Genomic DNA, 12,802 nt, shown 5'->3' on the forward strand with positions numbered 1-12,802 from the left:
AGGGAGTCGGGAAACACCATGAGCGACCGCGACAGCCAGACGAGCAAGCAGGCGGCCCGTGAGCGCATCCGCGCCGAGCGCGAGCGGCAGAAGAAGAAGGAGAAGGTCCGCCGGCAACTGATCGTGGCGGCCTCGGTGGTGGGTGTGCTCGTCGTCGCCGGCGGTATCGGCTTCGGCATCATGAAGGCGAACGAGCCCACCGGGTGGGAGGCGGCCAAGGAGGCCGATCTGGTCAAACCCGCGCACACCAGCGGCAAGAACGGCACCGAGATCGTCATCGGCAAGCCGGAGGCGAAGGAGACCCTGGAGGTCTTCGAGGACATCCGCTGTCCGGCCTGTGCGAGCTTCGAGCAGAGCGCGGGCCCGGCCCTCCTGAAGGGCATGGAGGACGGCCGCTACAAGATCCGCTTCACCATGTACACGTTCATCGACGGCGGGCAGGGCGGTGAGGGCTCCAAGAACGCGCTCAGCGCGCTCGGCGCGGCCCTGAACGTCGGCCCGGAGGCGTTCCTCAAGTACAAGACCGCGCTGTACGCCGAGAAGAACCACCCCGAGGAGACCGACGACGCGTACGCCAAGGACGCGAAGCTGCTCGCGGTGGCCGACCAGGTGCCCGAGCTGAAGAACAACGAGAAGTTCCGGGCGGCGGTGCAGAACGGCACGTACGACCGGTGGACGATGGAGATGACGGCGCTCTTCGGCCGCAAGGGCGTGACCGGCACCCCGGCGTTCCTGCACGGCGACAAGAAGCTGAAGCTGCCGCCGGTCCCGCAGCAGCAGATGACCAAGCAGCAGTACTACGAACTCGCCACGGCCAACTTCAACAAGATGATCGACGACGAGTTCGGTCCGGCGAAGAAGTAGGCACGGGGGCCGGCACCGGTCCGGCGGACGGCGGTTTACGGGAGGGCGAACTTCGTGCAGAAGCCCTCCCGTAGGTCCTTACCCGACAGTATGGTGATCGGCCGTGACCGATCATGACCAGATTTCACGTCGCACCGCCGTTACGGCCGCAGCCGCCTCCGCCGCTCTGCTGCCCTTGGCTGCCGTGGGCCCCGCCCGCGCCGCCCAGACCCGCACGAGCAGCGCACCGCAGACCTTCCAGCACGGCGTGGCCTCCGGCGACCCGCTCCCGGACGGCGTCCTGCTGTGGACCCGCGTCACCCCCGAGCCCGGGGCGGTGCCCGGCTCCGGCCGGGGCGCGGACACCACGGTGGGCTGGGAGGTGGCGACGGGCCGGGACTTCGGCTCGGTGGTCGCGCGGGGAACCGCGACCACCACGGCTGCGGCCGACCACACCGTCAAGGCCGACATACGCGGGCTGTCCCCCGCCACCACCTACTACTACCGCTTCACCGCCGGGGGCGCCCACTCACCCGTCGGCCGCACCCGCACCGCTCCGGCCCGCGACGCCAAGGCCCCCAACATCCGCTTCGGCGTGGTCTCCTGCGCCAACTGGGAGGCGGGCTACTTCTCCGCGTACCGGCACCTCGCGGCCCGCCGCGACCTGGACGCGGTGCTGCACCTCGGCGACTACCTCTACGAGTACGCGACCGGCGGCTTCCCCGGCCCGGACGGCGTCGTACGGCAGCACTCCCCCACCCACGAGATCATCACGCTCGCCGACTACCGCACCCGGCACGGCGTCCACAAGACCGACCCCGACCTCCAGGCCCTGCACGCCGCGCATCCGATGATCGCGATCTGGGACGACCACGAGTTCGCCGACAACGCCTGGTCGGGCGGCGCCGTGAACCACACCCCGGGCACCGAGGGCGACTGGGCGGCGCGGATGGCCGCCGCCAAGCGCGCCTACTTCGAGTGGATGCCGGTACGGACCTCCACGGCGGGCACCACCTACCGCCGGCTGCGCTTCGGCAAGCTGGCCGATCTGCACCTGCTCGACCTGCGGTCGTTCCGCGACGAGCAGGCCAAACCGGGCAGCGGCAAGGTGGACGACCCGTTCCGCTCGCTCACCGGGCGGGCCCAGCTGGACTGGCTCAAGGCCGGGCTGGAGCGCTCCGACACCGCCTGGCGGCTGGTCGGCACCTCCGTGATGATCTCCCAGGTCGCCTTCGGGTCCGTACCGGCCCACCTGCTGGCGCCGCTCGCCGAGCTGCTCGGCCTGCCCAAGGAGGGGCTGGCGGTCAACACCGACCAGTGGGACGGCTACACCGACGACCGGCGCGAACTGCTGGAACACCTGCGCGACCGCGGGATCGGCAACACCGTCTTCCTGACCGGCGACATCCACATGGCCTGGGCGAACGAGGTGCCGGTGAAGGCCGCGACCTACCCGGCCACACCGCCGGTCGCCACCGAGTTCGTGGTCACCTCGGTCACCTCCGACAACGTGGACGACTTCCTGCACGTCGCCCCGCACACCGTCTCGCTGGCCGGCGTCGCCGCCGTCCGGGCCGCCAACCGCCACGTGAAGTGGCTGGACATGGACTCGCACGGCTACGGCGTCCTGGACGTGACCGCCGAGCGCACACAGATGGACTACTTCACCATCTCCGACCGGAGCGACCCGCACGCCACCACCGCGCCGGCGCGCTCGTACCGGACCCTCTCCGGGACCCAGCGGGTGGAGCGCGCCGGCCGGCCGGTGGGCTGATCCCGCCGACGCCCCGTTCTACAGCGAGTCGAGGAAGCCGAGAGCGACCTTCCAGGCGCTCTCGGCCGCCTCCTCGTCGTAATCCGGCAGGTCCGGATCGGTGAACAGGTGACCGGCGCCGGGGTAGCGGTAGACCTCCACGTCCGCGCCGGCCCGGCCCATGCGCAGGTACCAGGCGTTGAGCCAGTCGTGCGGCTCGAACGGGTCCGGGTCCGCGACGTGCAGCTGCACGGGCAGCTCGTCGACCGCCGCGTCGTCGGTGAGGTCCGAGGTGCCGTGCATCAGCAGCAGGCCGCGCGCCTTGTCGTCGGCCAGGGCCAGATTCTGGGCGACCGCGCCGCCGAAGGAGAAGCCCGCGTACACCACGCCCCGGTCGGAGTACGGCGCCGCGGCGGTCACCGCGCGGCGCAGCAGCTCGTCCTTGCCGATCTCGTCCTTGATCACCACGCCGTCCTCGACGGTGCCGGCGGTCCGCCCGTCGAAGAGGTCCGGGACGACGACCTCGTGTCCGGCCCCGCGCAGCCGGTCGGCGGCGGCGTGCACCGCGGGCCGCAGGCCGCACACCGAGTGGAACAGGACGACCGTCGAGGGTTTCGCGGACGGCGCGGACGGCGAGGCGGGCGAAGAGGCCACTGGATTCACTTCCCTGTCGTTGGATCGCACTTCCACCATCGTGCCAGTTACGGTCAGTAGGTAACGGCACGAAGCTGATCACACTAGGAGGACCGGAGTGTCCATGGAGGACGTGCTTCGTCCGCTCATCGTCGTAGGCGGCTCCATAGTCGTGACGCTCATCCTGGGCTGGCTGGCCGACCGGGCCCTGCACCGCGCCGACACGGCCCGCCCGGACACGCCGCTGTGGGGCCTGCTGCGGCGCTGCCGCGTCCCCCTGCAGCTGGTCCTGGTGACCGCGCTGCTGCGCGGCTTCTACGACAGAACCGGTCTGAAGTTCATCGAAAACCACGAGGCCGGCCTCGGCCAGATCCTCTCGCTGGTCCTGATCGCGGCCACCGCCTGGCTCGCCATCCGCGCGGCGGCGGCCATCGTGGAGTCCTCGTACTCCCGCTACGCGGCGGGCGCGCGGGACGCCGCCCGGGTGCGCCGCGTCCGTACGCAGGTCACGCTGATCCAGCGGGTGGTCACGGCGATCGTCATCGTCGTCGCCGCGGCCTCGATGCTGCTGACCTTCCCCAAGATGCACACCGTCGGCCAGTCCATGCTGGCCTCGGCCGGGCTGGTGGGCATCGTCGCCGGTGTGGCGGCGCAGTCCACGCTCGGCAACCTCTTCGCCGGCCTCCAGATCGCCTTCGGCGACATGGTCCGCATCGGTGACACGGTGGTCGTGGACAAGGAGTGGGGCACGGTCGAGGAGATCACCCTGACCTTCCTGACCGTACGGACCTGGGACGAGCGGCGGATCACCATGCCGGTGTCGTACTTCACCAGCAAGCCGTTCGAGAACTGGTCGCGCGGCGGCGCGCAGATGACCGGCACGGTCTTCTTCCACCTGGACCACGCCGCGCCGGTGGAGAAGATGCGCGACAAACTCCACGACATCCTGCAGAACAGCGCCGACTGGGACGGCCGCGGCTGGAGCCTGGTGGTCACCGACACCACCCCCACCACGATCCAGGTGCGCGCCCTGGTCACCGCCCGGGACTCGGACGCCATCTGGTCGGTGCGCTGCGAGGTCCGCGAGCGGATGATCGACTGGCTGCGCGCCGAGCACCCGTACGCGCTGCCGCGGGTCGCCACCGCCGTCGCCCCCGGCGGCGCGGAGGACACCACCCGGCCGGCGGACGGGCGGCGGTCGGCCCCGGGGACGCTGGACAAGGGACCGGGCCTGGACAGCTGACGGCCCGCCCTACGGCAGCGGCGCGCCCCGCAGGCTGCGCATGTCCAGCTGGCGCAGCACCCGGTCCACGATCTCCGGGTCGGCGCCCGGCTCGCTGCGCGCCGACAGCACCTCGTGGCGGGCGGCCGAGAGCATCTCGCTCTGGATGCGCTGCACCTTCTTCATGCGCGTGACGCGCTTCTCGAAGTGGTCGCGCCGGTCGTCGTCCACGATGTCCGGCGCGATGCGCGCCCCCATGTCGTACGCGCGCCGGGAGAGCTGCTCGGAGATCTCCTCCGGCAGCTCCTCGACCTCCAGGATCTCCTTGAGCCGCCGCTTGGACGCCTTGATCACCCGCAGCGCCAGCTCCCGCTCCAGCTCTTCCTCGGCGTCCGAGTCGGCCCGTACCCGCAGCTTCTTGACCAGGGTGGGCAGCGACAGGCCCTGGACGACGAGGGTGGAGAGCACCACGGCGAAGGCGATGAAGAGGATCTCGTCACGGGCCGGGAAGTCCGCGCCGCCGTCGATCGTGTACGGGATGGCCAGCGCCAGCGCGACGGACGCCACGCCGCGCATCCCGGACCACCACATGATCAGGGTCTCCCGCCAGCTCATCGGGATGTCCTCGTCGAAGTCCCGGCGCTTGTGCATCCGCTTGGCCAGCCAGGCGGCGGGCAGCAGCCACAGCAGCCGGACGCCCACCACGACCCCCACCACGGCGGCGCCGGCACCGAGCATCTCGCCCCAGCGGCCGGACGCGGCCTTGATGACGTTGTGCAGCTCCAGACCGATCAGCCCGAAGGCGACGCCGGTGACGAGGGTGTCGACGATCTCCCAGAAGGTGTAGCCGGCCAGCCGGCCCATCACGTCGTCGGCGTCCACCGCGTACTCGGCGAGGAACAGCGCGGTGGTGAGCACCGCCAGCACGCCGGAGCCCTCGAACTCCTCGGCGAGGACATACGCGACGAACGGCACCAGCAGGGTCAGACCGATCTGCAGCGTCGGGTCGCCCAGCAGGCCCATCAGCTTGTTGGTGACCCAGCCCAGCACCAGGCCGACCGCTATGGCGACCACCGCGGACAGCACCAGCGAGCCGACCGCGGCGGGCACCGAGAAGGAGCCGCTGACGGCCGCGGCGAGCGCGACGTGGTACAGCACGATCGCGGTGACGTCGTTGAACAGCCCCTCGCCCTCCAGGATGGAGACCATGCGGCGGGGCAGCCCCAGCTTGCCCGCGACGGCGGTCGCGGCGACCGGGTCCGGCGGCGCGACCAGCGCGCCGAGCACCACCGCGGCGGCGATCGGCATGCCGGGCACGACGGCGTGCGCGACGGCGGCGACGGCGGCCGTGGTCGCGAAGACCAGGGCCACCGCCAGCAGGAAGATGGGCCGCAGGTTGGCCGTGAACTGCCGCCAGGAGGTGCGCTGCACGGCGGCGTACAGCAGCGGCGGCAGCACCAGCGGCAGGATGAACTCCGGCGGCACCTCGACGTTCGGGACGAACGGCAGCAGCGCCAGCACCGCGCCCGCCAGCGTCATCAGGACCGGTGACGGCAGGCCCAGCCGGTCGCCGACCGGGACCATGACCACGGCCCCGAGCAGTAGGACGAACATCAGGGCCAGCTGGTCCACGGTGGCGCGCTCCGGGGTCGAAATCGATCACGTTCCGTCCCAAGCCTGCCATGGACCGTGCGAAAACCGCTCGGACGAGCGGTCCGGCCGCTCGGCCGTCCGGCCCTCGGAGAGCCGGTCCCGCGGATCAGGCGCTCTCGGCCCGCACCCGGTCCAGGGCGCGCTGGAGGTCCTCCGGATACGCGCTCTCGAACTCCACCCGGCGCCCGTCGGCCGGGTGCTCGAAGCCCAGCCGCATCGCGTGCAGCCACTGGCGGGTGACGCCGAGCCGCTTGGCGAGCGTCGGGTCCGCGCCGTACGTCAGGTCGCCGACGCACGGGTGGCGGTGCGCGGACATGTGGACGCGGATCTGGTGGGTGCGCCCCGTCTCCAGCTTGATGTCCAGCAGGCTGGCCGCGCGGAACGCCTCGATGAGGTCGTAATGGGTCACCGACGGCTTGCCGTCGGCCGTCACCGCCCACTTGTAGTCGTGCTGCGGATGCCGGCCGATGGGGGCGTCGATCGTGCCGCTGAGCGGGTCCGGGTGGCCCTGCACCAGGGCGTGGTAGCGCTTGTCGACCGTACGCTCCCGGAACTGCTGCTTGAGCAGGGTGTACGCGCGCTCGGACTTGGCCACCACCATCAGGCCGGAGGTGCCGACGTCCAGACGGTGCACGATGCCCTGGCGCTCGGCGGCGCCGGAGGTCGAGATGCGGAAGCCCGCGGCGGCCAGCCCGCCGATGACGGTGGTGCCCGTCCAGCCGGGGCTGGGGTGGGCGGCGACGCCGACCGGCTTGACGATCACCACGATGTCGTCGTCGTCATGGACGATCTCCATGCCCTCCACGGGCTCGGCGACGATCTCCACCGGCGGCGCGGCCTGCGGCATCTCCACTTCCAGCCAGGCGCCGCCGTGCACCCGCTCGGACTTCATGACTTCGGCGCCGTCCACCCGGACCTTCCCGCCGGCCGCCAGCTCGGCGGCCTTCGTACGGGAGAAGCCGAACATGCGGGCCAGCGCGGCGTCGACGCGCTCGCCCTCCAGGCCGTCCGGTACGGGCAGGGTGCGGATCTCGGGAATCGTGCTCACCCCACCGAGTATGGCAGTCCCCGGTGACACTCCCGCCCGGGACCGGGTGCCGGGCGGCCGGTCAGTCCTTGTGGACCGTGCCGTCCGGGTCCAGACCGCGGAAGGACAGGATCACGATCAGGATGCCGCCGCAGACGATCGCCGAGTCGGCGAGGTTGAACACCGCGAAGTGGGTCGGCGCGATGAAGTCCACCACCGCGCCCTCGAAGACACCGGGCGTACGGAAGATCCGGTCGGTCAGGTTGCCGAAGGCGCCGCCCAGCAGCAGGCCGAGCGCGATGGCCCACGGCAGGCTGTAGAGCTTGCGGGCGAGCCGCGCGATCACCACGATCACGATCACCGCGATCAGGGTGAGGAAGATCGTCAGTGCCTCGCCGATCCCGAAGGCGGCACCGCGGTTGCGGATCACCTCCAGGCGCAGCAGCGAGCCGATCACCTCGATCGGCGCGTGGTGCTCCAGCTTCGCGACCACCAGCGCCTTGCTGCCCAGGTCCAGGAGGTAGACGACGGCCGCGACCAGGAGCAGCGCGACGATCCGCCGCTTGCCCCGGCGCGCGGTGGCGCCCGCAGCACCGGCGGTCACCTCTTCCTGCCCCGGCCGCCGCTCCTGCGCCGCGGTGTCGTCGGCGTTCCCCCCGGAACCCGCTACCGCCGCCGCTCCCGGCTCGGAATCCGGCCCGGTTTCCGGCGTACCGGTGATGCGCTCCGCCTCTGCCACGTTGTGAGCCCCTCAGCCCGTCGAGTCCTGCACGCCAGGCCGCCCCCGGCTGACCACGAGGGTACGGCACAGGCGTGCGGACGCCGTCGGTACGGGGGCGGTAGTGCCCGGGTGATTCCCCCGCGCGCGGTGGCCGGCCCGCCGCGCGGGCCGGCCTCCGCTACCGTCGCTCCTGCTTCTGCTTGCACTCCACACACAGCGTCGCCCGGGGGAACGCCTGCATACGGGCCTTGCCGATCGGCTTGCCGCAGTTCTCGCAGAGGCCGTACGTGCCCGCGCCCAGCCGTTCCATCGCGCGTTCGGTCTGCGACAGCATCTCCCGCGCGTTCGACGCCAGCGCCATCTCGTGCTCACGGGTGATGTTCTTGGTACCGGTGTCGGCCTCGTCGCCGGTGCCTTCACCGGAGTCCCGCATCAGTCCGGCGAGCGCGCTCTCGGACGCCTCGATCTCCGTACGGAGCCGGGCGACCTCACGGTCCAGCTCGGCGCGGGCCTCGGCCACCTCCTCGGGCGTCCAGGGATCCTCACCGGGCCGTACGGCCAGCTCGCCCGGGTCCGCGGTACGGGCCTTGGGCACCGGGCCGGTCCGGCCGGTCTGTTCCGCCTCGGCGGTCGGTGCCCCGCCCGGAGTCTGCTTCTCCACCACCGTCTTGGCTCCCGTCTTCTTCGCGGGCACCGCCTTCTCGGCAGGTGCGGTCTTCTTCGCCGCCTTCCTGGGCGCGGCCTTCTTCGCCGCGGGCTTGCCGTTCGGAAGGGGGTCCCCGGCCTCCTCCGCCGCCTTCTTCGCCGGCGCCTTCTTCGCCGTTTTCCCGGCCGCCTTCTTGGCCGTTTTCCTGGCCGCCGGCCCGGGCTGCGGCGGCTCCGGCGCCTCGTCCGGGGCGTCCGGGACGGCCTCCGCGCTCATCGCCGCGGCGGCGGACGCCCGCTTGCGGGCCGCGGGCCCTGGTCTCCCGGCCGCGGCCGTTCCGGCATCCGCCGTGCTCTTCTTCGCGGCGGTCTTCTTCGCCACCATGGCCGCGACCCCTTCACGTATGTGATCATGCTCGCGAATCGTGACCGGAACGATAAATCGCCTCAAGGCACGCGGCAACGGGACGCACCGCCCTTTCCCACCCGGTCTCCCCCCGCGGGAGCCCGGTCTGCAACCGTTGTGCCCTCCTGCCCGCCGGGTAATCCGCCCAGCCCACGGCCCGCGCGGACGCCGGCGCCGCCCGCCCGTCGTGCGGGCGCCGACTCCCGCGCCCTGCGTATCGCCATTCGGGTCACGCCCTCGGCGCCCGCTACCTCAGTCGGCGCAGCCCGCGAAACCGGTCGGCCGGCACCGCCGGTGCCCCGTACACTGTGGGGGCACCCCTGCTCTGGGGCACCTCCCGGCCGAAGGCCGGGGAGAGGCCGGGAGCTCGGGGAGCAGCGAAAGGCGCGGATGGGACGAGTAGCGTCGTACGCAGCCATGAGCGAGCCGGGGACGGTGCGAGCCCGGAGGCGTGCACGACGTGAAGATCACCCCGGAGCCGCCGGAAGAACGCCCACGGGTGCCAGCAGACGGCCCGCGGGTCAGTAGAACCGGCTTCGCAACCTCAATGAGGGGGCGGTGGCACGCACACCGCCAAGGAGGGTGGTACCGCGGGGGCCCGGGCTCTCGTCCCTCCGGACGGAGAACGCAGCAGGTGTCCGCCGGAGGAACGCCCCGATGTCACAGCCCCAGTACCGCCAGGTACCCGCCCAGGTAGACCTGCCCGCCCTTGAGCACGCGGTGCTCGACTTCTGGCGCGAGCAGAAGGTCTTCGCCCGAACCCTCCAGCAGTCCGAGGGACGGCCCGAATGGGTCTTCTACGAGGGCCCGCCCACCGCCAACGGCATGCCCGGCGCGCACCACATCGAAGCCCGCGTCTTCAAGGACGTCTTCCCCCGCTTCCGCACCATGCGCGGCTACCACGTCGGCCGCAAGGCCGGCTGGGACTGCCACGGCCTGCCGGTCGAACTGGCCGTCGAGAAGGAGCTGGGCTTCAACGGCAAGAAGGACATCGAGGCGTACGGCATCGCCGAGTTCAACGCCAAGTGCCGCGAGTCGGTGACCCGCCACACCGACGCCTTCGCCGCGCTGACCACCCGGATGGGCTACTGGACCGATCTGGACGACCCGTACCGCACCATGGACCCCGACTACATCCAGTCGGTCTGGTGGTCCCTCAAGCAGATCTTCGACAAGGGCCTGCTGGCGCAGGACCACCGTGTCGCCCCCTGGTGCCCCCGCTGCGGCACCGGCCTGTCCGACCACGAGCTGGCCCAGGGCTACGAGACCGTCGTGGACCCGTCCGTCTTCGTCCGCCTCCCGCTGACCTCCGGCCCGCTCGCCGGCGAGGCGGCCCTCCTCATCTGGACGACCACGCCCTGGACGCTGGTCTCCAACACGGCGGTCGCCGCCCACCCCGACGTCGACTACGTCGTGGCCACCGACGGCCAGGAGAAGCTCGTCGTCGCCGAGCCCCTCCTCGAAAAGGCCCTCGGCGAGGGCTGGACCACGACCGGCCACACCTTCTCCGGCCGCGAGATGGAGCGCTGGGCCTACCGCCGCCCCTTCGACCTGGTCGAGCTGGAGGGCGCCAACTTCGTCGTCAACGCCGAGTACGTCACCACCGACGACGGCACGGGCCTGGTCCACCAGGCCCCGGCCTTCGGTGAGGACGACCTCAAGACCTGCCGCGGCTACGGCCTGCCGGTCGTCAACCCGGTGCGTTCCGACGGCACCTTCGAGGAGGGCCTGGCCCTCGTCGGCGGCCAGTTCTTCAAGAAGGCCGACGAACACCTCGTCGCCGACCTCGACGCCCGCGGCCTGCTCTTCAAGCACCTCGCCTACGAGCACAGCTACCCGCACTGCTGGCGCTGCCACACCGCCCTCCTCTACTACGCCCAGCCGTCCTGGTACATCCGCACCACCGCGGTCAAGGACGCCCTGCTGCGCGAGAACGAGCACACCAACTGGTTCCCGGAGTCGGTCAAGCACGGCCGCTTCGGCGACTGGCTGAACAACAACATCGACTGGGCGCTGTCCCGCAACCGCTACTGGGGCACCCCGCTGCCCATCTGGCGCTGCGCCGAGGACCACCTGACCTGCGTCGGCTCCCTCGCCGAGCTCACCGAGCTCACCGGCACCGACCAGTCCGGCCTGGACCCGCACCGCCCGTACATCGACGCCGTCACCTTCCCCTGCCCCACCTGCCAGGGCACCGCGACGCGCGTCCCCGAGGTCATCGACGCCTGGTACGACTCCGGCTCCATGCCGTTCGCGCAGTGGGGCTACCCGTACAAGAACAAGGAACTCTTCGAGAAGCGCTACCCCGCGCAGTTCATCTCCGAGGCGATCGACCAGACCCGCGGCTGGTTCTACACGCTGATGGCCGTCGGCACCCTCGTCTTCGACAAGTCGTCGTACGAGAACGTCGTCTGCCTGGGCCACATCCTCGCCGAGGACGGCCGCAAGATGTCCAAGCACCTGGGCAACACCCTGGACCCGATCCCGCTGATGGACCAGCACGGCGCCGACGCGGTCCGCTGGTTCATGGCGGCCGGCGGCTCCCCCTGGGCAGCCCGCCGCGTAGGCCACGGCACCATCCAAGAGGTGGTCCGCAAGACGCTCCTCACCTACTGGAACACGGTCGCCTTCCAGGCCCTGTACGCCCGCACCTCCCACTGGGCCCCCAGCGCGTCCGACCCCGCCCCGGCCGACCGCCCGCTCCTGGACCGCTGGCTCCTCAGCGAACTGAACGCGCTCACCCAGGGCGTCACCGACGCCCTCGAAACCTACGACACCCAGCGCGCGGGCAAGCTGCTGTCCTCCTTCGTCGACGACCTCTCCAACTGGTACGTACGCCGCTCCCGCCGCCGCTTCTGGCAGGGCGACGCCGCGGCGCTGCGCACCCTCCACGAGGTCATCGAGACGGTCACCCGCCTGATGGCCCCCATCACCCCGTTCATCACCGAACGCGTGTGGCAGGACCTGGTCGTCCCGGTGACCCCCGACGCCCCCGACTCCGTCCACCTCTCCACCTGGCCCGAGGCGGACCCCGCCCTCATCGACCCCACGCTCTCCACCCACATGCAGTTGGTGCGCCGCCTGGTCGAACTGGGCCGCGCCACCCGCGCGGAGTCCGGCGTCAAGACCCGCCAGCCGCTCTCCCGCGCCCTGGTCGCGGCCTCCGGCTTCGAAGCCCTCTCCTCCGAACTGCGCACCCAGATCACCGAAGAGCTGAACGTCTCCACCCTCGCCTCCCTCTCCGAGGTGGGCGGCTCGCTGGTGGACACCACGGCCAAGGCCAACTTCCGGGCCCTCGGCAAGCGCTTCGGCAAGGGCGTCCAGGCGGTCGCCAAGGCCATCGCCGAGACCGACGCGGCGGCCCTCTCCCTCGCCCTCCGCGCAGGCACCGCCACCGTCACCGTCGACGACGAGGCGGTCGCCCTCTCCCCCGACGAGGTCATCATCACCGAGACCCCGCGCGAGGGCTGGTCGGTGGCCTCCGACGCGGGCGCCACCGTAGCCCTCGACCTGGAGATCACCCCGGACCTGCGCCGCGCCGGCCTGGCCCGCGACGCCATCCGCCTCATCCAGGAGGCCCGCAAGAACAGCGGTCTGGACGTGGCCGACCGGATCGCCCTGCGCTGGCGGACCACCGACGAAGAGGTCCGCACGGCCCTGACCGACCACCAGTCCCTCATCTCCGAGGAGGTCCTGGCCACGGACTTCGCCCAGGGCGAGGCCGACGACACCTACGGCCCGGCGTTCGAGGACGAGAGCCTGTCCCTGACGTTCCGGCTGAGGAAGACGGAGGCGTAAGCCCCCAACCCGCGGAACGGCCCCCGACGCACCACGCGTCGGGGGCCGTTCCCGTACCCGAAAAGCGGCGCGTCCGTGGCACACCAGCCCAAACCGCGCGG

The 12,802-nt window shown here is 71.5% G+C and carries 9 protein-coding genes; 4 read left to right on the plus strand and 5 right to left on the minus strand.

The genetic code is table 11. The features are described from left to right. Positions 1 to 18: 18 nt before the first annotated feature. Positions 19 to 864, plus strand: coding sequence for a thioredoxin domain-containing protein (locus ACH4FX_RS38450; protein ID WP_398486139.1), 846 nt, complete (start codon positions 19 to 21; stop codon positions 862 to 864). A gap of 103 nt (positions 865 to 967) precedes the next feature. Further along, the gene (locus tag ACH4FX_RS38455; RefSeq protein WP_398486140.1) at positions 968 to 2,617 is read left to right on the plus strand and encodes an alkaline phosphatase D family protein; all 1,650 of its coding nucleotides are present in this window, start codon (positions 968 to 970) and stop codon (positions 2,615 to 2,617) included. 18 nt (positions 2,618 to 2,635) lie between these two features. On the opposite strand, the gene ACH4FX_RS38460 is transcribed toward ACH4FX_RS38455, so the two are convergent. After that, positions 2,636 to 3,250: a dienelactone hydrolase family protein gene (locus ACH4FX_RS38460; protein ID WP_398486141.1), complete on the minus strand. Its 615-nt coding sequence runs from the start codon at positions 3,248 to 3,250 to the stop codon at positions 2,636 to 2,638. Between the two features lie 103 nt (positions 3,251 to 3,353). Between ACH4FX_RS38460 and ACH4FX_RS38465 the strand changes: the two genes are divergently transcribed. Further along, the gene (locus tag ACH4FX_RS38465) at positions 3,354 to 4,472 is read left to right on the plus strand and encodes a mechanosensitive ion channel family protein (protein ID WP_398486142.1); all 1,119 of its coding nucleotides are present in this window, start codon (positions 3,354 to 3,356) and stop codon (positions 4,470 to 4,472) included. Between the two features lie 9 nt (positions 4,473 to 4,481). On the opposite strand, the gene ACH4FX_RS38470 is transcribed toward ACH4FX_RS38465, so the two are convergent. The 4 genes from ACH4FX_RS38470 to ACH4FX_RS38485 form a co-directional block, all read right to left on the minus strand. Further along, positions 4,482 to 6,083 (minus strand): Na+/H+ antiporter, encoded by a 1,602-nt coding sequence (locus ACH4FX_RS38470; RefSeq protein WP_398486143.1) that lies wholly within the window; start codon positions 6,081 to 6,083, stop codon positions 4,482 to 4,484. 127 nt (positions 6,084 to 6,210) lie between these two features. Then, a complete protein-coding gene (locus ACH4FX_RS38475; RefSeq protein WP_398486144.1) occupies positions 6,211 to 7,152 on the minus strand; it encodes an RluA family pseudouridine synthase in 942 nt (313 codons plus the stop codon). Positions 7,153 to 7,213: 61 nt separating this feature from the next. Further along, positions 7,214 to 7,870, minus strand: a complete 657-nt coding sequence (gene lspA / locus ACH4FX_RS38480; RefSeq protein ID WP_398486145.1) for a signal peptidase II — start codon at positions 7,868 to 7,870, stop codon at positions 7,214 to 7,216. Between the two features lie 160 nt (positions 7,871 to 8,030). Further along, entirely contained in the window at positions 8,031 to 8,882 is an 852-nt protein-coding gene (locus ACH4FX_RS38485; protein ID WP_398486146.1) for a TraR/DksA C4-type zinc finger protein, read from the minus strand. A 678-nt stretch (positions 8,883 to 9,560) separates the two neighbouring features. Here ACH4FX_RS38485 and ileS point away from each other — a divergent pair. Beyond that, positions 9,561 to 12,701 (plus strand): isoleucine--tRNA ligase, encoded by a 3,141-nt coding sequence (ileS, locus tag ACH4FX_RS38490; protein ID WP_398486147.1) that lies wholly within the window; start codon positions 9,561 to 9,563, stop codon positions 12,699 to 12,701. Positions 12,702 to 12,802 lie beyond the last annotated feature (101 nt).

This window comes from Streptomyces sp. NPDC018019, from assembly GCF_044327805.1.
Classification (GTDB): domain Bacteria; phylum Actinomycetota; class Actinomycetes; order Streptomycetales; family Streptomycetaceae; genus Streptomyces.

What these genes read in the sequence shown, in the direction of transcription:
- ACH4FX_RS38450 (WP_398486139.1), top strand. Translation starts at nt 19, where the DNA reads ATGAGCGACCGCGACAGCCAGACGAGCAAGCAGGCGGCCCGTGAGCGC.
- ACH4FX_RS38465 (WP_398486142.1), top strand. Translation starts at nt 3,354, where the DNA reads ATGGAGGACGTGCTTCGTCCGCTCATCGTCGTAGGCGGCTCCATAGTC.
- ACH4FX_RS38485 (WP_398486146.1), bottom strand. Translation starts at nt 8,882, where the DNA reads ATGGTGGCGAAGAAGACCGCCGCGAAGAAGAGCACGGCGGATGCCGGA.
- ileS (WP_398486147.1), top strand. Translation starts at nt 9,561, where the DNA reads ATGTCACAGCCCCAGTACCGCCAGGTACCCGCCCAGGTAGACCTGCCC.